Genomic DNA, 22,309 nt, shown 5'->3' with positions numbered 1-22,309 from the left:
ACGCGGGTGTTCTGGATTTGCGTGCAGCCACGCAGGGCGTGGCTCTACCGGGGGCATTCTGGCCGATGGACGTAGAGCCACGCCCTGCGTGGCTGCAGTGTCCGAAGACTGATCAGTACGTCCCGTCAAACGCAAAGATCGGCTTGCGCTGCTGCCACAGGCCGGCGGTGAAGTCCGGGAACTCCAGGGTCTGGAAGCTGTTGGCGATGGATTGCTCCGACAGCGGGGTGATCGCGCTCCAGGTGATGGCGTCGTAGATGTCGATCGGCATCGGCGCCTTGGCCTTGAGAGCTTCGACGAAGGCGTGGATCACGAACCAGTCCATGCCGCCGTGGCCGGCGCTGGCGGCGGTGTCGGCGTGCTGCTTCCACAGCGGGTGTTCGTACTGGTCCTGGTAGCCCTGGAACGGTTCCCACTTGTGCGGCGGGCTGCGGCCTTCGATGTGGATGGACTGGTTCACATCCATCCACAGCCCCTTGGTGCCCTGCACGCGGAAGCCCATCGAGTACGGGCGCGGCAGCGAGGTGTCGTGCTGCAGCAGGATGGTTTCGCCGTTCTCGCACGCCAGCGTGGTGGTGACGATGTCACCCAGCTTGAAGTTCACCTTGGTGCTGGGGTGGGTGGTGCCGCCGCTTTTGGCCACGGTGTATTCGTGCAGGCCGCGCGCCTTGCTGGCGAACGCATTGATGTGGGTGAAGCGGTTGCCGCGGTTGATGCCGGTGTACATGGCGCACGGGCCGATGCCGTGGCTGGGGTACAGCTCGCCGTTGCGGTCCACCGAATGCTGGGTGCGCCAGCGCGCTTCGGACCATGCATGCGGGCCGAATTCCACGCCGCTGTCGTACGGCTGCGACGGATCGCCGGAGTTGAACTTCACCCCGCGCAGGTCGTGCTGGTAACCGGCCTGCAGGTGCACCAGTTCGCCGAACAGGCCGTTGCGCACCATCTGCAGGGTGGCCATCACGTCGCGGCGGTAGCAGACGTTTTCCAGCAGCATGTACGGGGTGCCGGTGGAGAGCTGGGTCTTGAGCACGTCCCAGTGGTCCTGCAGGGTGATGCCAGCCACCACTTCGCAACCCACGGCAACCTTGGCCTGCATGGCGGCAATCGCCATCGGGGCGTGGTATTCCCACGGCGTGGCGATGATCACGCCGTCCAGGCCGCGCTGTTCAAGCAGGCGCTTCCACGCGTTGCGGTCGCCGTCCTGGCCGTAGGCGGTGGGCGCCTTCTTGCCGGCCTTGGCCACCATGTCCATGCCGCGCTTGAGCATGATCGGTTCGATGTCGCACAGTGCGACCACTTCAACGTCGTCGCGGCGGACCAGCTCCTTGAGCAGCACCTGGCCGCGCATGCCGGTGCCGATCAGGCCCAGGCGCAGCGTGCGCCCGCGCGCCCAGGCCGGAGTTTCCGGCAGCAGGCTGGTGGCGGCCAGGGCCGCACCGGCGGCAATGAATTCCCTACGCTTCATGGAACGTTACTCCCTTTGGAAGCGCGCCGGCCTGGACCGACGCGCTGGAACAATCAGAACTTGTAACCGACCTGCAGACTGTAGCTGCGGCCGAAGATGCTGGCATAGTCACTGGAGTCACCCAGGAAACTGTTCGGGTCGTAGAACGGCAGGCGGTTGAACAGGTTCTTGACCGTGAAGCCCAGGCTCCAGTGGTCATCCGGGCGCCAGCCCACGCTCAGGTTGGCGGTCCACCACGACGGCACGCCATCGCACTGGGCCGGGTTCACCGGCAGCGAGCCGGCGGTGCAGGTGTCCGGATTGTTGTCTTCGGCATCCACGCGGTCCCACGCCCACTTGGTACCGCCCACGTAGTTCACGAAGAAGCTGGTGGTGACCTGCTTGTACGACCAGTCGGCGTTGAACGTGGCCCGCATGCGCGGGTTGCCGTAATAGCCGATGGTGTTGCCGTAGTACCAGCGGTCGGTGTCGTCGATATAGGCTTCCTTGCGGCGCGCGATGGTGGCGGCCACGCCGATGTTCAGCGCGCCCCACTCACCCAGCATGAAGCGGCCGCGCGCGTCGATGTCGAAACCATCCACCAGGGTGCGGCCCTGGTTCTTGTACTGGCCCACCACGGCGGCCACGTTGCCCACGCTGTAGCCGGGCAGCGCGCCCGGGCAGCTCACGCCGCTGGCCGGATCGGCGCACATCTGCGCCAGCGCGGCCTCGTTGGCCCGATCGTTGTCGCTGATCGGGTTGCGGGTCATCGACAGGATGTCCTGTTCCTTGCTGTAGTCCGGCGCGGCGATCTCGTTGCGGCGGTAGATGAACCAGTAGTCGGCCGAGATCGACATCCAGCTGGCCGGTTCGTACACGAAGCCCAGCGTGGAGATCTTGGCCTTTTCCGGCTTCAGGTCCTGGTTGGGCTGGGTCATGCGCGCCACGGTGCGGCTGCAGTCGCTGTTGAGCAGCGTGTTGCCCAGGTCCACGTCGCCCGGGCGGTTGGACTGGCGCAGCAGGTTGGCGATGGCATTGGTCTCATCGCAGCGGATGTCGTCTTCAAAGCCACCGAGCTGGGCGAACACGCCGCCGGTGCCCGCTTCGGCCAGGCTGGGCGCGCGGAAGCCTTCGGAATAGGTGCCGCGCAGCAACAGCTGTGGCAGCACTTGGTACTTCAGGCCGATCTTCGGGGCCAGGTTGGCGCTGAAGTTCGGGTACTTGTCCACGCGCAGCGCGGCATCCAGTTCCAGCTTGTCGGTGAGAGGGGCCACGGCTTCGGCGAACAGCGCGTAGGTGTTGCGCTTGCCATCGAACCACGAGCCGCCCTGCTGGGTGATCAGGCCGTTGGCGGCGTCTTCGTTGCCCGGCGTGTAGAAGGTTTCGCGGGTGGCGTTGAAGCCGAACGCGGCGCGCACGTCGCCAGCCGGCATGCTGAACAGCGGGCCTTCGATCTTGCCATCCAGCGTATGCAGGCGCGTCCAGGACTGGATGTCGAAGGTGGGGTACGCCTCGCGGATCAGCTTGGCGTTGGCTTCGTTGATGACGCCGAACTGGTAGGCCGGGTTGTCGGAGATGATCACCCGCCCGGTGCCCGGGTCGATGGTGTAGGGGCCGAACGCGCGCTCGAAGCCTTCCAGGTTCACGTTGACGGTCTGGTAGGTAACCGAGTGCGAGCCAGCGGTGGCAAAGGCGGTTTCCCAGTTCCAGTCCTCGCCAAGGCTGCCACGCAGGCCGGCCAGCACGCGGTAGCTCTGGTCGGTGTTGCGCTGGCCGAAGTGGCCGTCGCCCACGTCCTGCATCAGGTAGTTCAGGCCCACCACGCCGCCCATCATCGCCTTCAGTTCGGGGCTGGCCAGGTTGTAGACGTTGTTCGGCCCCAGGTAAGGCGTGAGGAACTGGTTGACCGTGTTGCCGGTGTTGCGCGAGTACCAGCTCGAGGGATTGCCGGTCGTGGTGTTGTACGCGGAGGGCGTGCCGCCGTTGGCGGTCAGGTCGATGTCGGTGTAGGTGACTTCGGCGAAGGCTTCGGTGCTGTCGCCGATCAGGAAGTGCGAGCTGATGTAGGCGGTGGCGCGTTCGGTCTTGGCGCCGGCGTCGATCTCGCGGTTCATCCAGGTTTCCCAGATGCAGCGCGTGCCGGCGGCCTCGACCAGCACGTTGTTGCAGCCCGGTGCGGCTTCACGCACCAGCGCATTGGTGGTGGGATCGAACGCGAAGAAGCTGCCCGGGTTGAACTCGCCCGGCTTGCTGCCGGTGCCCAGGCGCAGGCCGGGGATGTAGTTGGGGTTGTTGACGTAGTACTGGGGCGGCCGCTTGTCGTAGAAATCACTGAGCGGAATCGCGTTGCGGCGGTACAGGTTGACCGAGGCGTAGACGTTGTAGCGGTCTTCGTCCAGGTCGCCGAAGCCGGCGGTGATGCTGCCCTGCTGCTCGCCGTAGGAATCGATCCGCGAGGACTTGTCGGCGGTGATGTTGATCTCCGCACCCTGGTAGGAGCGCTTGGTGATCACGTTGATCACACCGGCCACCGCGTCGGTGCCGTATACGGCCGAGGCGCCGTCGGTCAGCACTTCCATGCGTTCGATGGCGGCGGCCGGAATGGCATCGATGTTGACGAACTGGGTCTGGAAGCCGGCCGGCGCACCGTAGTACGAGAGGCGGCGGCCGTTGAGCAGCACCAGCGTGCCCTGCGCGCCGAGGCCGCGCAGGTTGGCCTGCGAAGCGCCATCGGAGCCGGTGAACAGGGAACGGGAATCCTGCTGGCCCGGGCGCGCGGCGGGCAGGTTGTCGAGCACCTGCAGCAGCGTGCGCGCGCCCATGTTCTCGATGTCCTGCTTGCTGATCACCTGCACCGGCGAGGAGGTTTCCACATCGCTGCGGCGGATGTTGGAGCCGGTGACCTGCACGCGCGCCAGTTCGGTGGCGTTGGCTTTTGCCTTGGCATCCACGGCGGTGTCGTCGTCCTGGGCAAACGCCGGACCGCTCACGGCCAGGGCAAGCCCCAGCGCGACGGACAAGGGTGTAGCGGGGATGCGGCGATGGCGATGGCGTTCGTTCAACATCTTTGGCTCCTTGTGCTTCCGCAGCGTGGGGCTGCCTGGGTGGGTTTTTTCGGGCAACAGTCACCCGCACCACGGCCGGCGGGCCGTAGTCGGAAAACGGTGGGGAATTCTTTTTTCGATACGTCTGTGGGTTACGGCGACACGATGGTGGCGGTATCGCCCTCCTGTCCGATCAGTGCGGCGTTGGCCCAGTTGCCACACACCTGTGCCGGCTGCGTGCCTTGTGCGCCCAGCGTGCGCAGGCTCAGGCGCTGCAGGCCGCGGATATCCAGTTCGGGCTTGACCACGCCCGGTGCCTTCACCAGGCCGCTGTCGTAGAGCAGGCGGTCATCGCCCCAGACCTGGAACTGCATGCCGCCGGCGCTGCGGCAGGCATCGTCGATGCCCAGGTCGGCACGCAGCAGGCGCCACTGGCCCTGCAGCTGCAGGTCGATGCGGCTGGCCGGGCCGACGCCCAGCCCGCGGCGGAACAGCAGGCCGTTCATGCGCATGGGTTGGCCGCCCTGGAAGGCAACGTCTGCGCGCACCTGCGCGTTGGCGGCTGCCGGCAAGGTCAGTTCAGACAGGTAACGCTGCTGCGCCGGCCGTTCGGCGACCTGGTGCTCCAGGATCTGGAACGTGGACAGGGTGATCGGGCCCACGTCGCGCGGCTGCAATGCATCCACCGCGCGGGCCACGTTGCCCTGCGCGGCGGTGACCATGGGGTCGCTGCCGGCCGCGCCATCACCTTCGGGGTTCTGCACGCTGAGCACGCGGAAGCGCAGCAGGCGGCCGGCGTGGGCGGGGAAATCGATCTGCTGCAGGTCCTGCTTCAGCGCCAGGCGACCGCGCTTGATCGGCTCGCCCCATTCGCCATTGGTGTCGGCCAGGTAGATTTCGTAGTCGCGGATCTGCCCGCTCTTCCAGTGCTGGTCATTGCGCGGCGCCAGTGCGATGCCGTCGATCAGGCGGCGTTCGCCAAAGCCGATCACCCATTCGTGGGCACCGGTGCGCACGGCCTGGTTGCGCACGGTGCGGAACCAAGTGGCCGGATCGTCATCAAAGGCCTTCTCCAGTTCGTAGCCGCGCTCCTCGGCCGGGCGGTTGACCACCAGCAGGCTGTCGGCCGGCAACGCGCGGCCCAGCACCGGTGCTGCGGGGAACACATCATCGGCAGCCGCCGGTGCCTGCGCGATATCCAGCTGGAAGGCGAGCGGCTGGCGGATGTCGGTGGGTGCGGTGCGAACGTGCACGGTGCCACGGCGTTCACCGGCATCGAAGTACCAGCCTTCCGGTGCGGCCTGCCATGCTGCGGCGTCAGCAAGCATGGGCAGCGCGCGACCGTCGAGGCTCACCGCCGCCGGCTTCTGCCGGCTGAGGACGCGCAGCGCATAGCGGCGCTGTGCCAGCTGCCCCTGGTACTGACCGCGCACGCCATCGATGTTCACCTGCACCGGGCCACTGCCCTGCGCCGGGGCCTGCAGGGTGACCTGCTGCTGGCTGGATTCGCCCTTCTCGTAGCGGCGCGTGCTGCCGTCGTCTTCGTACAGCGTGTACTGCGAGCTGCCCTGCGGGTAGAGGTCGAAGGTGACCTCATCCAGCGGCTTCTGGCCGTCGTACAGCATCTCCGGGTACATCGGCACGATGGCACCGGCGCGCACGAACAGGGGAATCGTAGCCAGGTCGACCGGGCGGTCCAGCTGGCGGCCTTCGGCACCGGCCTGCAACGCGCGGCCATCCCAGTAATCGATCCAGCGGCCCTGCGGCAGGTGGATGTCGCGGCGCCAGCCACGGCTGGCCGCCTGGCTGCGGTAAACCGGCGCCACGAGCAGGTCACGGCCGAGCAGGAACTGGTACTTGTAGGTTTCGTTCCAGGCGTTGGGGTCCTGCGGGTAATCCCACATCAGTGCGCGCAGGATCGGCGCGCCGGTGGTGGCCGCGTCGTGTGCCAGCCCGTACATGTACGGGGTCATGCGCATTTTCAGCTTGAGGTAGTCGCGGTTGACGCTGCGGTAGGGCTCGTCGAACCACCACGGGTGCTTGCGCGCACTGCCCGACCAGCCGGACATGCCCATCAGCACCGGGGTGAAGCTCTTCCACTGCAGGTCGCGGGTGAAGGTTTCGGCGCTGCCGCCGAAGATCGCATCCACATCGCCACTGGCATAGGCCATGCCCGAAAGGCCGGAGCCGACCAGGGTGGGAATGTGCCAGCGGATGTAATCCCAGCTGCTGCTCTGGTCGCCGGTCCAGGCCACCGCATAGCGCTGGATGCCGGCCCAGCCCATGACCGTCCACAGGAACGGGCGCGAATCGGAGTTGTGCAGGATGCCGTTGAACGCGGACTGGTTGGCGTCCATCGCGAACTGGTAGCCCTTGCCGGTCCAGGCCACGTCCAGCTTCTGCACGCGGCTGCCGGCGGTGCCCACTTCCCAGGCGATCTTGTCCACGCCGTTCTCGGTCCACAGGCCGGTCTTGAAGCCGTAGCCGGCCAGCCCCTTCACCGTTTCCGGCAGGGCCTTGTAACCGCAGCCGTAGCCATCGTTGGGCAGGATCCAACCGCCGGGCATGTCGTGCGCGCGGTACTGCTTTGCGACGCTGTCGACCACGTCCGGGGTGGTGCCGGTGGGGCCATCGCTCCAGCCTTCGGGCACGCTGCCGGGCTTCTTGATGTTGTCGCCGTCGTTGTAGCAATCGGCGTCGCCGTACGAGAACGCCCAGCGCGGCAGCAGTGCGGCGCGCCCGGTCAGTGCGGTGTAGCGGTCCAGCAGCGCGGGCAGGCCGGCACCGACGAAATAGTACGCATCGAAGCGGTCTTCGCGGTGCAGCAGGGTGGCCTGGTCGGCCTGGCGCAGGTCGTAGCTGCCATCGCTCCAGGTGTTGCGCAGCATGCCCCAGCCGCGCGAGCTGAGCAGCATCGGCGCCGGGTTCGGGCGGTCGCCCTCTTCCCAGCCACCGGAATACGACACGTCCAGCTCACGCCCCTTGAAGACGAAGCGCCCGTTCTGCTGGCCACCACCGACGAACTGCTCGTCGGCCTGGCTGCTCAGTACCTGCACGCTCTGGGCGGTATCCAGGTCCAGCGGCTGCAGTTCGCGCCACAGCGGCACTACATTGCCGGCTTCACGCCGGTCCAACGCCAGGCGCAGCGGCTGGCGCTGGATGTGCAGCACCAGCGCGTCGGTGCGGATGCGCACTTCGTTGCCGTCTTCTTCCAGCTGGAACGGCACGGCGGCAAACGCCTGCGGCAGCACGATGGGAGCGGCCTTGTCGCCGGCCGGCGCCAGTGCGCCGCTGCGGCTGGCCTGCACGCGCAGCAGGTCGGGGCGCAGCAGGTCCACGCGTACGGTCATGCCGTTATCGGTGGTCAGGGTCCAGGCGGTGGCCGACGCGGTCGGCTCGGCACGTAGTGCGCTCAGGTTGCCCAACGGCGCCGCCAGCGCCGGCGTTATGGCCAACAGCGACAGAAGAGAGATGGCCAGTACGGTGCGTCGACAACGGGTAACCACTACGCCCCCAAAGCCCGCGTTCGGCGGGTGTCCGAAACCAGTGCGGCCGACTATGGGGCAGGCTATCGAAAGATGTCAAGAAATTGAAAAGAAAAAAGATCAGGAATTCTATCAAAACGAAAGATGATGCAAAGCACCACTTTCCTTCTGGCTGCTGAATGGGCGAAATTTCCCTTTGCAGGACGCGCAGATAGGCGTCACTAATTGCGCAAGAACCGACAGCGAAAGTGAAAACTGTGATCCGGATATCTTATTTTAATCTTTCGATATTTGACATTTCGAAAGAAAACGCTGATCGTGCGGTCGCCCAACAGGAATAGCGAATGGACGTCACTCTGCTCCCCGATATGCCCGCCTGGCAGCGCCTGGGTGGCGCGCACACCGCAGAAGAGATCGCGCAGCAACCGGCCCTCTGGTCGGCGTTGGCCGACGTGCTGGAGGTGGCCCGGGAGCGCATCGATGCGTTCCTGGGGGACGCGCTGCGCCAGCCAGGCCAGCGGGTCATCTTCACCGGCGCCGGCAGTTCGGGCTTCATCGCCGAGATGGTTGCCGACCAGATCAATGCGCAGTGGCCGGCGGACGTCCGCGCCATCCACACCACCACCCTGCTCACCCACCCGGCGCTGTACCTGCAGCGCGACCGCCCGACCCTGCTGGTGTCGTTCGGGCGCAGCGGCTCCAGCCCGGAAAGCGTGGCGGCGGTGGATCTGGTGCGGGCGCAGGTGGACGACGCACGCTTCCTGGACATCACCTGCAATGCCGATGGCGCCCTGGCCCAGCGCGGCCAAGGTCGCAGCGATACGCTGTCGCTGCTGATGCCGCCGGCCAGCTGCGACCGCGCTTTCGCCATGACCAGCAGCCTGAGCTGCATGCTGCTGGCCGCGTTGAGCGTGTTCGACAGCGCGCCGTGGGCCGAGCGGATCGCGCGACTGCGCAGCCTGGCCGAACGCGGTAAGCAGGCCGTAACCAACTGGGACGCCCCGGTCGCAGCGCTCGCGCGCACGGATATCTCGCGGGTGATCTACCTCGGCAGTGGTCCGCTGGAAGCGACCGCGCGCGAAGCGGCGCTGAAGGTGCTGGAACTCACCGCCGGCCGGGTGCTGGCGCTGGCCAACACGCCGCTCGGGTTCCGCCACGGCCCGAAATCCACGCTCAACGGCACTACGCTGGTGGTGGTGCTGCGCAGCGCGCAGCCGCTGGCGCGGCGCTATGAGCAGGACCTGCTGGAAGAGCTGCGCCGCGACGGCATCGCTGCGCGCGTGCTCTCGGTCGGCCCGGGCGGCAGCGACAGTGCCGACGGCGACTTCCTGCTCGATGTACCTGCCCTGCCCGATCCGTGGCTGGCCCCGCTGTGGCTGGTGATGGCGCAGTGCTTCGCGCTGCAGCGCTCGGCCGCGCTTGGCCTGACCCCGGACAACCCGTTCCCGGATGGCACGGTCAACCGCGTGGTGCAGGGCGTGACGATCCATGACCATGGCTGAGCACGGCATGCAGGTCTGGTACGGCATCGACATCGGCGGCACCAAGATCGAACTGGTGGCCTGCGACGCAGCGCTGACCGTGCATTACCGCCAGCGCGTGGCAACGCCGACGAATGACTACGCGGCCTTTGTGTCCGCCGTCGGCCAGCTGGTCGAGGATGCGGATACCGCGCTGGACACGCGTGCCGTTGCCGTAGGCCTGGGCCTGCCCGGCGTGCGCGATCGCGACAGCGGCCGCCAGTTGAGCGCCAACGTGCCCGCGCTGAGTGGCCACACGGTGGGGCATGACCTGGAAGCACGGCTGCAGCGTCCACTGGCGCTGGGTAACGACCTGCAGTGTTTCGCCCTGTCCGAAGCGCACGACGGCGCCGCCGCCGGCTACCCCAGCATGTTCGGGGTGATCCTGGGCACCGGTGCGGGCGGTGGCTACTGCCTGGACGGAAAGCTGGTGGCCGGCAACAACGGCATTGCCGGAGAGTGGGGCCATTGGAGCCTGCCGGCCACGCTGCAGCTGCGCCATGACCTGCCGTTGCTGGACTGCGGCTGCGGCCTGCGCGGTTGCCTGGAGCGTTATGTCTCCGGCAGCGGCCTGGCGATGATCCACGAACGCCATGGCGGCCTGGCCTGCGACGCCAGCGCCGTGGTGGAGCAGGCGCAGGCCGGCGACCCGATCGCGCTGCAGGCGCTGGCCATCCATCGCGACCTGCTCGGCTACAGCTTCGCCAGCCTGATCCTGGCGCTGGACCCGCACGTGATCGTGCTGGGGGGCGGGCTGTCGAAGCTGGAGCAGCTGTACCGCGACCTGCCTGCGGCCATTGCGCCCTACCTGTTCAATGGCGTGCGCGTGCCGCCGATCCTGCCGCCGGCCTTCGGCGATGCCGGCGGTGCACGCGGCGCGGCGCTGCTGGCGCGCCAGCACCATCCCGCGCACTGAGTCATTTCCTTCCGTTCCTCTGCACCTGGAGTGTTGCCATGTCTGCCGTCCAATCGTTGATCGCCGCCCATCGCCAGAGCCAGCCCGTTGGCCTGTACAGCGTGTGCTGCAGCAACGAACAGGTGCTGCTGGCCGCCATGCAGGTCGCGCGCGACCACGGCACCGTGCTGCTGATCGAAGCCACCTCCAACCAGGTCGACCAGTTCGGCGGCTACACCGGCATGACCCCGCCGCAGTACCGCGATTACGTGCTGCAGCTGGCACGCAGCCAGGCGTTCCCGGTGGAGCGGCTGATCCTGGGTGGCGACCATCTCGGCCCGAATGCCTGGCAGAAAGGACCGGCCGAGGTCGCGATGGCCAATGCGCGCACGCTGATTGCCGCCTACGTGGCCGCCGGTTTCCACAAGATCCACCTGGACTGCAGCATGTCCTGCGCCGATGACCCGACCCCGCTGCCGGATGCGGTCGTGGCCGCGCGCTCGGCCGAACTGGCACGCATCGCCGAACGCACCGCTGCCGAGAACGGCCTGCCGCCACCGGTGTATGTGATCGGTACCGAAGTGCCCGTGCCGGGCGGCGAGGCCTCGCTGGAAGGTGGGCTGGGCGTGACCACGCCCACCGCAGCGGCCATAACGCTGGCGATTCATCGCGAGGCGTTTTCCGCACCGGACCTGTTGCCCGCCTGGGAGCGCGTGATCGCCATGGTGGTGCAGCCCGGCGTGGATTTCGACCACAGCAGCGTGCACCACTATGACCCGGCGGCCGCCCGGGAACTGTCCGTGTTCGTGGAAACCCAACCGCGCATCGTGTTCGAAGCGCACTCCACCGATTACCAGACCGAAGCCGGCCTGCATGCGCTGGTGCGCGACCACTTCGCCATTCTCAAGGTGGGACCGGCAGCGACGTATGCGTTCCGCGAGGCGGTGTTCGCGCTGGCAATGATCGAACGCGAGCTGCTGCCGGCCGCCGAAGCGTCAGGGATCATCGAGGTACTGGACCGCTGCATGCTCGACAAGCCGGCCAGCTGGGCCAGCTACTACCAGGGCGACGCACACGAACAGCGCCTGCTGCGCGCCTATTCCCTGAGTGACCGCAGCCGCTACTACTGGGGCGAGGCGGCCGTGCAGGCCGCGCTGGCCACCCTGGTCGACAACCTCACCCGTCAGCCACCGCCGCTGATGCTGCTCAGCCAGTACCTGCCCGAACAGCTGCGCGCTGTGCAGGCCGGTGAGCTGGCGGCCGAACCGCTGGCGCTGATCCGGCACAAGGTGGGGCTGCGCCTGGCCGAGTACGCCCGGGCTTGCGCTCGCAATGTGTTCGGCACCGATAACGAAGCTTTTTCTGCCACGGAGCTTTCGGAACGGTAAGCTTCGGCTTTCCTTCCGAATGGAATCGCCCCATGCGCAATACACGGCAGCGCCGCCAACAGATCCTGCAGTTGCTGGTCGAACACGGCAACGTGCAGGTCAGCGAACTGGTGGAGCGCTTCGGCGTCTCGGCAGTGACCATCCGCGCCGACCTCACCCACATCGAAGCGCAGGGCCTGGCCACGCGCACCCACGGCGGCGCCACCTTGGTGCGCAAGCCGCCGCTGCAGCAGGACATCCATGAAAAGGACACCCTGAACCTGCCGCTGAAGGACAGCATCGGCGCGCATGCCGCGCGGCTGGTGCGGGCCGGCGACAACATCATCATCGATTCGGGTTCCACCACCATGACGCTGGCGCGCCACCTGCGCGAGCACCGCGACGTGACGGTGATGACCAACGGGCTGAACATCGCCTGGGAGCTGGCCAATGCACCGGGCGTGGAACTGCTGCTCACCGGTGGCCTGCTGCGCAAGCAGTCACTGTCGCTGCAAGGCAGCCAGGCCGAAGCCAGCCTCAATACCTACAGCTTCGACACCCTGTTCCTGGGCGTGGACGGGCTGGACCTGCAGTTCGGGCTCACCACCCACCATGAAGCCGAGGCCCGCCTCAACCACCGCATGGTGGAGCGCGCACGCCGCGTGGTGGTGCTCACCGACGCCTCCAAGTTCGGACACGTCAGCCTGCACCGCATCGCCCGCCTGGACCAGGTCCATACCATCATCACCGACGCCAGCATCGATGCGGAGTACCTGGAAGGGCTGCAGAAGCTGGGCATCGAAGTGATCATTGCCGAGTCGCCGCCTTGAACCCGGTTTCCACCCTGCATGGCCGCGTGCTGACCCCGTTCGGGTGGGTGCGCGGCGACATCGCCTTCGACCAGCGCATCGTGTCGATCAACAGCGCCCACGCCGATCCGCGTGGCGATGACGAGGTACCGCTGATCCTGCCCGGCTTCATCGACCTGCATGTGCATGGCGGTGCCGGAGTGGACATCATGCAGGGCGGGGATACCGCACGCACGGTGGCGCGCGCACACGCGCGGCATGGCACCACCGCGCTGCTGGGCACCACCATGACCGCCGAGGCGGATGACATCGTGCGTGCGCTGCAGGGCCTGTCCACCGCGATCGCGCAGCGTGGCACCGGCATGGCGCGCGTGCTGGGCGTTCACCTGGAAGGCCCGTTCATCAGCGCCGAGCGCCTGGGTGCGCAGCCGCCGCTGGTGGTGGAAGCCACGCTGGACGATGTGCGCCACCTGCACGCCATCGCACCGATCAAGGTGCTGACCCTGGCGCCGGAGATCGGCCAGCACCTGGCATTGATCCCCGCGTTGAACGCGCTCGGCATCCGCGTGCAGCTGGGCCACAGCGCCGGCCGTTACGAGCAGGGCGTGGCCGCGCTGGATGCAGGCGCCGCCGGCTTCACCCACCTGTTCAACGGCATGACCGGCGTGGACCACTACCACCCCGGCATCGCCACCGCGGCGCTGGCGCATGCCGAATACGCCGAACTCATTCCCGACCTGCAGCACGTGCACCCTGGCGCGATCCGCGCCGCACTGCGCGCCATTCCGCGCCTGTACTGCGTTACCGACGCCACCGCCGCCACCGGCATGCCCGATGGCGAATACGCGCTCGGCGTGCAGCGCGTGCACAAATGCCTGGGCTGCGTGCGCCTGGAAAGCGGCTCGCTGGCCGGCAGTGCGCTGACCATGGACCAGGCGCTGCGCAACCTGGTTGCGCTGGGTCTGGCGCTGGATGACGCATCCAACCGCGTTTCACGCTACCCCGCCGACTATCTGGGCCTGGATGACCGCGGCCGCCTGCAACCGGGCGCGTGGGCGGATCTGGTGGTGATGGACCATGGCCTGCGCGTGCAGCAGGTGATCGTGGAAGGCGAACGCATCGCGCTTGACTGAGTGATTCCGCGCCGCGTGCGGCGCGTTCCAACGTAGACAGGACCGCACCATGAACGACGCTTCCGCCGTTATGCCCGTGCCCGCTTCCGACAACGCGCCGCGTTGGCCGGTGCGCTATCTCTTGTTCATTGGCGGCATGGGCGGCCTGCTCTACGGCATCGACATCGGCATCATCGCGGGTGCGCTGCCCTACCTGGAAGCCACGGCCACCGCCAGCTGGCATCTCACCACCCAGCAGCTGGGGTTCGTGGTAGCGGCGGTGCTGCTGGGCAGTGTGCTGTCCTCGTTGTTCGCCGGCGCGGTGGCCGACCTGATCGGCCGGCGCGGCACGATGCTGCTGGCCGGGGTGCTGTTCACCGCGAGCATTCCGGTGATGGCGTTGTCCGAAGGCTATGGACCGCTGTTGATGGGGCGCCTGCTGCAGGGCATCAGCGGTGGCCTGATCGGCGTGGTGGTGCCGCTGTACCTGGCCGAGGTGCTGAGTCCCGAACGGCGTGGACGTGGCGCGGCGATGTTCCAGCTGCTGCTTACCATCGGGCTGGTGCTGGCGGCGGTGATCGGGCTGTACCACGCCCACAGCGTGGATGCCGCCGCGGCCGCCGTGCGCCACCTGCCCGGCGAAGAGCAGCAGCGCCTGTTGTTCGCGGTGAAGGACCATGCCTGGCGCACCATCTTCTGGAGCTGCCTGCTGCCCGGGCTGGTGTTCACCGGCGGCGCGCTGCTGATCAGCGAATCGCCTCGTTGGCTGGTGCGGCGCGGCCGCATCGAGAAGGCGCGCATTGCCCTGCAGCGCACGGTCGCGCCGGCGGAGGTGGAAGCCACGCTGGCGCGCATGCAGGCACCCGATGCACCGGCCAGTGACGGCACGCCGGCCAAGCGTGATCCGCTGCTGAGCCGCCGCTATGTGTGGCCGTTCGTACTGGCCTGCCTGGTGCTGGCCTTTACCCAGGCCACTGGCATCAATTCGGTGCTGGCCTATGCAGTGAATATCCTCAACCAGGCCGGACTGCCTGGCGCGGTGGCCAACTGGGCCGATGTCTCCATCAAGCTGCTCAACGCGCTGATGACGGTCGTCGCGCTGGTACTGGTGGACCGCAAGGGCCGCAAGTTCCTGCTGATGCTGGGCACCGGCGGCATCACCATCGCCCTGCTCGGCGCTGCGCTGCTGTTCGTGCGCAGCGAACACGGGCGGCTGGATGTCCAGGCCGCGCTGCAGCAGCAGGTGTACGGGCAATCCCTGTCGCTGCCGATGGATGCCGCGCAGTGGCGACGGCTGGATGGCAACGCCGACGGGCAACCGCTGCAGCTCACGGTGTCCTACGCCTACGGCGGCTTCAGCAACGTGCGTTCGCTGCGCAGCGACAATCCCATCGACGCCACGCTGCAGATCCGCCGCGAAGACGCGGTATCGGCCGACAGCGTGATCGGGGCGTTCTTCCGCCGCATCAACCTCAACCCGTTCCCGGATCCGTCTGCCGCCGTACAGGCGCCGCTGGTGATCGAACGCGCGGTCATCGGCCCGGTGCCCTCGCCTACCCACGGCTGGCTGGTGGCCAGCTGCATCCTGTTGTTCGTGGCGTTCTTCGCGGTCGGGCCGGGCGTCTGCGTGTGGCTGGCGCTGTCGGAGCTGATGCCCACCCGCATCCGCTCCAACGGCATGAGCATCGCGCTGCTGCTCAACCAGTTCGTGTCCACCGTGATCGCCGCGATCTTCCTGCCCACCGTGGGCCACCACGGCTACGCCAGCATGTTCTTCTTCTGGGCCGGCTGCACGCTGCTGTACTTCCTGGTGGCCGCGCTCCTGCTGCCGGAAACCAAGGGCAAGACGCTGGAGGAGATCGAAGCGAAATTTCGCTGAAGACGTACCGGCGGCCGAGCCACCCGACCTCCCAAGGCCGGGTTCGACTACTTCGTCCGACCGGTGATCTCGGTATATATACGCTGCGCGTCGTCGGCACCTTCCAGACCCGAAACCTGCATCGCCTCGCCGAACGTCCCCCGAATGGTGGCGACCGTCATCACCCGGTCTCCTACCGTGAAGGCAACCCGGCGGCCAATCCGCACCTGGGTATCCGCCAGGATGCGTGGCGCCGCGGCCGCGGTCATCTTCAGGTTGAGCACTGGCCGTCCTTCGTAGTCTTCACCCACGGCCACGGAGGCGACATCGGCAGTGGAAATGAAGGGCGGCTCCCGCAGTGCCAGTGTTGCGCCGTCCCGATCCTTGAGGCGGGTGGAGCCGGGGGCGGCCTGCTCATCCACCTCACGCATCAGGAGGCGGACATGCGGAAGCGGCGCGGCACCGACGATCTGATCTGCAGACCCAAGCGCATGGCTTGATGGGGCGCATCCGCCAAGGGCAATGCTTCCAGCCAGCATCATTGCGACAATCAGGGTTCTGCGCATGTGTACTCCCAAAGTGGCCTGCCGGCATTGTCGCCGCTGCCGTCGTTCAACGCACTCAATGACGCACGCTATTTCAAACGCCGCAGCCGGAACGCCACCGCGACCTGCAGCACGCCGTAGATCAGGCTGCCGATGCCGATCCACAGCGTGGTCACCGCCACCCCACCGAGCGGGTTGCCGAACATCATGACGCCCAGCACGATGGCCAGCAGGCCGCTGACGATAAGCAGCCATTCGCCTTCAATCTGCCTGCGTACGCGGATGGCGAACACGATGCGGTACACACCGGCCAGGATCAGCCAGATTGCCAGCAGCAGCACCAGCACCTTGGCGGTCACCAGCGGGTTGATCACTGCCAGCGCGCCAAAGCCGATCGAGGCCAGCGCGTAGACCAGCGCCCAGCCGCGGGGCGCGCCGCTGTTGCCGCTGAATACCGCGAACAGGCTGACCAGGCCTTCCACCAGCGCCATTACGCCAATGGCCCAGGCCAGCCCGGCGGCGGCAGACAGCGGCCGGGCGATGGCGATCAGGCCGAAGCCGATGGCGATCAGGCCATACAGCAGCACCACCCACCAACTGCGGCCCACCAGCGACAACAACGACGTAGTGCGCAGTTCCGGAGCCTGGCTCATGGCGGTGTTCCTGGGAGGAGGGTCAACCGCGATGCTAGGCCCGCTCCGTGTGCAGGCCGTGGCAAGGTGTCACGGCGCCCGGGCGCAGACCCACAGCATGGCCTCCTGCAGGCCGGACCGGCGCAGCGCCCTCACGGCGGCGTCCAGGGTCGCCCCGGTGGTCATCACATCGTCCACGAGGACCAGCCGGGCCGGCGGGGTAGCCCGTACGGCGAAGGCCCCTTTGAGGTTCTGCCGACGTGCGTCCGCGTCCAGCGTGGACTGGGCCAGGGTCGCCCTGCTGCGGCACAGCCCGGTCCACAGCGGCAACCGCAGCTCCCGAGCCAGCGGGCGGGCCAGTTCCCGGGCCTGGTCGTAACCCCGCTCACGCAGCCGGCGGCCATGCAGCGGCATCGGCAGCAGCGGGTGCTGCGCGAAGTCCGGCACGGCGTGCAGCATCAACTGCGAGAGCAGCCGCCCGGCGGCCAGGTCCTGGTGGAACTTGAAGCGCAGCACCAGCCGGTCGATCGGCGGGGCATACAGGAAGGTCGCCGCCGCCCCGGCCTGCCGCGGCGGCCCAGTCAGGCAGGCACCGCACACCGTGGCCGGTTCGTCCGGCGGCAGCGGCAGCGCGCACAACGGGCAGGCATGGTCGTTCCACGGAAGCTCTGCGTAGCAGGCGGCACACAGATCCAGCCCGTCATTTCCCGGATTGGCGCAGACCAAGCAACGCAGGGGAAGGCATTGATGACTGAGCCATAGCAGCGCGGTGCGGATGTCAGCCACGGCCAAGCCAACTGGATGGATCTTGCATGAGGCCAGATTGCTGCACCCGCGCTCCAACATCTGTCAGGAGACAACTGGCGATGCTGTAGTCACTGGGTACGTCGTGGCCTTACGGCGCAGCTCATCTCTTTCTGGTGCGCTGTTGGCGTCCATCGACCGGAGGAAGCACGATGGGGTCTGGCCTGCGAGTAGCGCGTAGCGCATATCGGTCTGGTGTCGGCTCGATGCTCCCGGCGCCGCCATGATCGATTGGATTCCCTTCTGCTTTCGGCTGTCGATGAGTGTCCAAAGTCCTTGGCGACGGCCGCCGCAATTGTCTGGTGGCGAGTTGCGCCCCAACGGTATCGGCAGCGGCAAGACCGTCTATATCTCCGCCCATTCCCAATGCGGATAAGACGCGCAGAACCGTGGCGAGGCTGGTGCCGGGCTCACCGGACTCCAACTTTCCAATCGTGGTGCGATCTACCCCCACCCTTTCGGCCAAGTTCGCTTGGGTCATACCTCGAGCGACTCGAGCCACACGGAGGCGCTGACCCAGCGCTTCAATTTGCCGCGCATGACGCAGGTGAACGGGGGGAATTCTCTTCGCCATGTAGGTTTAAAACATCGTTAGGCCATGTACTGATGAGTTTAAGTGACATCAAGCCTCGTTTTGAGGCCTGAGTGCACACCGCGTACCGTAAACTCAGGAATGTCCGGCATAGTTGACAGCAGATCTCAACCTCACCAGACTGCCGCCCCTTCGTTCTCCAATCTGTCAGGACACTCCCATGGCTTCTGTCATCCGCCACGACTGGCACCCCGAGGAGCTGCTGGCGCTGTTCGAGCTGCCCTTCCCGGAGCTGCTGTACCGGGCGGCGGGCGTGCACCGGGAGCACTTCGATCCCACCGAGGTACAGGTCTCGACCCTGCTGTCGGTCAAGACCGGCGGCTGCCCGGAGGACTGCGCGTACTGCCCGCAGGCGCAGCGCTACGACACCGGGGTGAGCGCACAGAAGCTGATGGCCACCGACGACGTGGTCGCCAAGGCCCGCCAGGCCAAGGCCGCCGGCGCGTCGCGGTTCTGCATGGGCGCGGCGTGGCGCTCGCCCAAGGACCGCGACATCCCCAAGGTGGCGGCGATGATCCGCGAGGTGAAGGCACTGGGGCTGGAAACCTGCGCCACGCTGGGCATGCTCGACGGCGCGCAGGCCGTGGCCCTGCGCGAAGCCGGGCTGGACTACTACAACCACAACCTGGATACCGCGCCGGATTACTACGACTCGATCATCCACACCCGCCAGTACCAGGACCGGCTGGATACGCTGGAACACGTGCGCGAGGCCGGGCTGAAGACCTGCTGCGGCGGCATCGTCGGCATGGGCGAAACCCGCGCGCACCGCGCCGGGCTGCTGCTGGCGTTGGCCAACCTGCCGGCGCACCCCAATTCGGTGCCGATCAACCGGCTGGTGCAGGTGGCCGGCACGCCGCTGCATGGCAGTGCCGAACTGGACCCGTTCGAGTTCGTGCGGATGATCGCCGTGGCGCGCATCGTGATGCCCAGGGCAATGGTGCGGCTGTCGGCCGGGCGCGAGGCAATGAGCGATGAGCTGCAGGCGCTGTGCTTCCTGGCCGGGGCCAACTCGATCTTCTACGGCGAAAAGCTGCTGACCACCGGCAACCCGGACACCGAACGCGACCTGGCCCTGTTCAGCCGGCTGGGCCTGCGCCCGATGGCGGTGCAGGTGGATGCGGCCGGGCATGACCACCCCGGCACCGTGCATGCCGACATCACCTGTGGCGGTGGTTGCGGACAAGCGGCCTGAGCCCTGCCCCGGGCGGTGCAGCGCAGCGCCCGGCAACCGGGTACGCTAGCTGCCCTGCCTGCCCATGACATTGACGACCATGGCCCGTACCGACCTGCACGACCGCATCCAGTCCCAGCGCAAGCTTCGCGACGCGCAGGGCCGTATCCGCGTGCGCCGCACGGTGACCCGGCGCGATGGCGTGCGCCTGGAGGTCAATGGCCAATGGCTTACCGGCTTCTGCAGCAACGATTACCTGGGCCTGTCCCAGCAGTTCGGCGTGGTCAGCGCGTTGCAGGATGCCGCCGCGCGCGAAGGTGCCGGGGCAACTGCCTCGCACCTGATCTGCGGCCACCATGCGCTGCATGAGGCGCTGGAACAGGAAGTGGCCGACTGGTTGGGCTACCCGCGTGCGCTGCTGTTCGGCAGCGGCTTTACCGCCAACCTGGCGGTGCAGCAGGCGCTGCTCAGCGAAGAAGACGATGTGTGCGTGCAGGACCGGCTCAACCACGCCAGCCTGCTCGATGCCACGCGCCTGGCCGGCTGCCGCCTGCGCCGCTACCCGCACCTGGATACCGAAGGCGCGCTGCGCCAGCTCAAGCACGCGCCCGATGGCGCGGCGATGCTGGTCACCGATGGTGTCTTCAGCATGGATGGCGACATCGCCCCGCTGCGTTCGCTGTCCCTGGTGGCGCGCATGCAGGAAGCGCTGCTGTACGTGGACGACGCGCATGGCATTGGCGTGATCGGCGAACACGGCCGCGGCTGCGTGGCCGAAGCCGGGCTGGGCGTGGCCGATGTGCCGCTGCAGCTGGTCACGCTGGGCAAGGCATTGGGTGGCAGCGGCGCGCTGGTGGTGGGCGACGAGGCGATGATCCAGCACCTGGCCGAAACCGCGCGCCCCTACATCTACACCACGGCGGTGCCGCCGGCGCAGACTGCTGCGGCATTGGCCGCCGTGAAGCTGGCACGCCGCGACGACTGGCGCCGCGAAAAGCTGGCCGAACTGGTCGGCGTGTTCCGTGCCGGCGCGCGCCAGCATGGGCTGGAACTGATGCCGTCGGACACGCCGATCCAGCCGCTGCTGTGCGGGGCCGAATCGACGGTGATGGCGTTGTCGGCCTCGCTGGAAGCGGCCGGGTTCCTGGTCAGCGCGATCCGTCCGCCGACCGTGCCCGAAGGCAAGGCGCGCCTGCGCGTGACCCTGTCGGCGCTGCACACGGTGCCGGAAGTGCGCGCGCTTACCGATGCCATCGCCCACGCACGCGACCAGGTGCTGCGCCAGCAGACACTGGATGCGCTGAGCGCGTGATGCACGGCGGTTGGGTGTGAGCATGCATATCGAGGTGGTCGGCCGCGGGCGGGCCCTGGTACTGATCCACGGCTGGGCCCTACACGGCGGCGTGTTCGCACCGCTGGTGGAGCGGCTGTCGGCGCAGTTCGAGCTGCACCTGGTCGACCTGCCCGGGCACGGCAACAGCCGTGACGACGTCACCCCGCTGCGGCTGCCGTTCGTGGTCGGTGCGATTGCCGCCGCGACCCCGCCCGCGGTGTGGTGTGGCTGGTCGCTGGGTGGCCTGTTCGCGCTGCATGCGGCGGCCACGCTGCCCAAGGTGCGCGGGCTGGCGATGATCGCGGCCACGCCGCGCTTCGTGCGTGGCGAGGACTGGCCGCACGCCGTGGAAGCCTCGGTCTTCGAACAGTTCGGCCAGGACCTGGCCCAGGACTATCGCGGCACGCTGGAGCGCTTCCTGGCCCTGGATGCGATGGGCTCCGAACACGCCCGGCAGGAACTGCGCACGCTGCGCGCGGCGCTGGTGGCGCGCGGTGAGCCGGCCCCGCGCGCCCTGCAGGAAGGCCTGCGCCTGCTGGAAAGTACCGACCTGCGCGGTGCCCTGCCCGGCCTGCCCGTGCCCAGCCTGTGGCTGGCCGGGCAGCGCGACCGGCTGGTCTCGGCGCGGGCGATGCAGGCCGCTGCGGCCCTGGCACCGCGTTCCAGCGTGCATGTAGTGGCCCATGGCGGACACGCGCCGTTCCTGGGCCACACCGACGAGGTGACGGCGCAGCTGCAACACTTCGTTGCCTCGCTTTCCTGACCCACCCACGCGCGCATCGCCGATCATGTACGCCTGTCCCCTGTTACGGAGCTGATGCATGGACCTTGGAATCGCCGGCCGCTGGGCCCTCGTCTGCGCCGCCAGCAAAGGCCTGGGGCTGGGCTGCGCACGCGCCCTGGCGCGCGAAGGAGTGAACGTGGTGATCGCTGCCCGGGGTGAGGAAGCCCTGGCCCGCGCCGCTGATGAACTCCGGGCGCTGCCGGGCGCCGGCAAGGTCATTACGGTGGTCGCCGACGTCACCACCGAGGCCGGCCGCGCGGCGGCGCTGGCCGCCTGCCCGCAGGTGGACATCCTGGTCAACAACGCCGGCGGGCCGCCGGCGGGCGACTTCCGCCAGTTCGAGCGCGAGGACTGGATCGCCGCGCTGGACGCGAACATGCTGGCGCCGATCGCGCTGATCCGTGCCACCGTGGACGGCATGATCGAGCGCGGCTTCGGGCGCGTGGTCAACATCACCTCCTCGTCGGTGAAGGCACCCATCGACATCCTGGGCCTGTCCAATGGCGCGCGCTCGGGCCTGACCGGGTTCGTCGCCGGGCTGGCGCGCCGCACCGTGGCCCACAACGTCACCCTCAACAACCTGCTGCCCGGCCAGTTCGACACCGACCGGCTGCGCGGCAACTTCGCCTACATGGCCCAGCAGCAGGGCGTGGATGCTGGCCAGATCGCCGAGCGCAAGCGCACCCATATTCCGGCCGGTCGCTTCGGCACCGCCGATGAATTCGGCGCGGCGTGCGCGTTCCTGTGCAGCGCGCAGTCGGGTTACATCACCGGGCAGAACCTGTTGATTGATGGCGGGGCTTACCCCGGTACGTTCTGAGTTTCCGGCGCACGACCAAACGGTCGTGCGCTACCGCATAGTGAGCCGTACATGACCGCCAGCTTCGATTACCAGCACGTCCCCCGCC

General features: G+C 67.7%; 17 protein-coding genes. 10 read left to right on the top strand and 7 right to left on the bottom strand.

From position 1 onward, the window contains the following. Positions 1 to 112: 112 nt before the first annotated feature. From QMX79_RS12940 to QMX79_RS12930, 3 genes are all read right to left on the bottom strand, one after another. A complete protein-coding gene (locus QMX79_RS12940) occupies positions 113 to 1,468 on the bottom strand; it encodes a Gfo/Idh/MocA family oxidoreductase (RefSeq protein ID WP_282247105.1) in 1,356 nt (451 codons plus the stop codon). Between the two features lie 53 nt (positions 1,469 to 1,521). Then, positions 1,522 to 4,512: a TonB-dependent receptor gene (locus tag QMX79_RS12935; protein ID WP_282247104.1), complete on the bottom strand. Its 2,991-nt coding sequence runs from the start codon at positions 4,510 to 4,512 to the stop codon at positions 1,522 to 1,524. Positions 4,513 to 4,643: 131 nt separating this feature from the next. Beyond that, complete coding sequence (locus QMX79_RS12930) at positions 4,644 to 7,997, bottom strand: TIM-barrel domain-containing protein (protein ID WP_282247103.1); 3,354 nt, start codon at positions 7,995 to 7,997, stop codon at positions 4,644 to 4,646. A 323-nt stretch (positions 7,998 to 8,320) separates the two neighbouring features. On the opposite strand from QMX79_RS12930, the gene QMX79_RS12925 reads away from it, so the two are divergent. The 6 genes from QMX79_RS12925 to QMX79_RS12900 are packed head-to-tail and all read left to right on the top strand — an operon-like array spanning position 8,321 to position 15,558. Beyond that, entirely contained in the window at positions 8,321 to 9,478 is a 1,158-nt protein-coding gene (locus tag QMX79_RS12925; protein ID WP_282247102.1) for an SIS domain-containing protein, read from the top strand. Further along, on the top strand, positions 9,471 to 10,412 hold the full coding sequence (locus QMX79_RS12920; protein WP_282247107.1) for an ROK family protein: 942 nt from the start codon (positions 9,471 to 9,473) through the stop codon (positions 10,410 to 10,412). Before QMX79_RS12925 ends, QMX79_RS12920 begins: the two co-directional genes overlap by 8 nt. Before the next feature lie 38 nt (positions 10,413 to 10,450). Beyond that, entirely contained in the window at positions 10,451 to 11,779 is a 1,329-nt protein-coding gene (locus QMX79_RS12915; protein WP_282247101.1) for a D-tagatose-bisphosphate aldolase, class II, non-catalytic subunit, read from the top strand. Between the two features lie 32 nt (positions 11,780 to 11,811). Then, on the top strand, positions 11,812 to 12,588 hold the full coding sequence (locus QMX79_RS12910; RefSeq protein ID WP_282247100.1) for a DeoR family transcriptional regulator: 777 nt from the start codon (positions 11,812 to 11,814) through the stop codon (positions 12,586 to 12,588). After that, positions 12,585 to 13,700, top strand: coding sequence for an N-acetylglucosamine-6-phosphate deacetylase (gene nagA, locus QMX79_RS12905; RefSeq protein ID WP_282247099.1), 1,116 nt, complete (start codon positions 12,585 to 12,587; stop codon positions 13,698 to 13,700). The genes QMX79_RS12910 and nagA overlap by 4 nt, the downstream gene beginning before the upstream one ends. 49 nt (positions 13,701 to 13,749) lie before the next feature. Then, positions 13,750 to 15,558, top strand: a complete 1,809-nt coding sequence (locus QMX79_RS12900) for an MFS transporter (RefSeq protein WP_282247098.1) — start codon at positions 13,750 to 13,752, stop codon at positions 15,556 to 15,558. 47 nt (positions 15,559 to 15,605) lie between these two features. Here the strand turns inward: QMX79_RS12900 and QMX79_RS12895 are convergent, their stop codons facing one another. The 4 genes from QMX79_RS12895 to QMX79_RS12880 all read right to left on the bottom strand — a co-directional run bounded on the left by QMX79_RS12895 (position 15,606) and on the right by QMX79_RS12880 (position 18,092). Further along, entirely contained in the window at positions 15,606 to 16,103 is a 498-nt protein-coding gene (locus QMX79_RS12895) for a hypothetical protein (protein WP_282247097.1), read from the bottom strand. 68 nt (positions 16,104 to 16,171) lie between these two features. Further along, a complete protein-coding gene (locus tag QMX79_RS12890; RefSeq protein WP_282247096.1) occupies positions 16,172 to 16,735 on the bottom strand; it encodes a DUF308 domain-containing protein in 564 nt (187 codons plus the stop codon). Positions 16,736 to 16,804: 69 nt separating this feature from the next. After that, a complete protein-coding gene (locus tag QMX79_RS12885) occupies positions 16,805 to 17,500 on the bottom strand; it encodes a ComF family protein (protein WP_336618867.1) in 696 nt (231 codons plus the stop codon). Positions 17,501 to 17,621: 121 nt separating this feature from the next. Then, positions 17,622 to 18,092, bottom strand: coding sequence for a helix-turn-helix transcriptional regulator (locus QMX79_RS12880; protein ID WP_282247094.1), 471 nt, complete (start codon positions 18,090 to 18,092; stop codon positions 17,622 to 17,624). Between the two features lie 178 nt (positions 18,093 to 18,270). Between QMX79_RS12880 and bioB the strand changes: the two genes are divergently transcribed. The 4 genes from bioB to QMX79_RS12860 all read left to right on the top strand — a co-directional run bounded on the left by bioB (position 18,271) and on the right by QMX79_RS12860 (position 22,221). Further along, positions 18,271 to 19,305, top strand: coding sequence for a biotin synthase BioB (gene bioB / locus QMX79_RS12875; protein ID WP_282247093.1), 1,035 nt, complete (start codon positions 18,271 to 18,273; stop codon positions 19,303 to 19,305). 79 nt (positions 19,306 to 19,384) lie between these two features. Further along, positions 19,385 to 20,596: an 8-amino-7-oxononanoate synthase gene (bioF, locus tag QMX79_RS12870; protein WP_282247092.1), complete on the top strand. Its 1,212-nt coding sequence runs from the start codon at positions 19,385 to 19,387 to the stop codon at positions 20,594 to 20,596. Between the two features lie 22 nt (positions 20,597 to 20,618). Next, positions 20,619 to 21,380 carry a pimeloyl-ACP methyl ester esterase BioH gene (gene bioH / locus QMX79_RS12865; protein ID WP_282247106.1) on the top strand — a complete coding sequence of 254 codons (762 nt, stop codon included), beginning with the start codon at positions 20,619 to 20,621 and terminating at the stop codon, positions 21,378 to 21,380. Positions 21,381 to 21,438: 58 nt separating this feature from the next. Next, on the top strand, positions 21,439 to 22,221 hold the full coding sequence (locus tag QMX79_RS12860; RefSeq protein ID WP_282247091.1) for an SDR family oxidoreductase: 783 nt from the start codon (positions 21,439 to 21,441) through the stop codon (positions 22,219 to 22,221). Positions 22,222 to 22,309 lie beyond the last annotated feature (88 nt).

The sequence above is a fragment of the Stenotrophomonas sp. PS02300 genome (assembly GCF_029959395.1).
GTDB lineage: Bacteria > Pseudomonadota > Gammaproteobacteria > Xanthomonadales > Xanthomonadaceae > Stenotrophomonas > Stenotrophomonas maltophilia_AD.
This window is presented reverse-complemented; position numbering and strand designations above follow the sequence as displayed.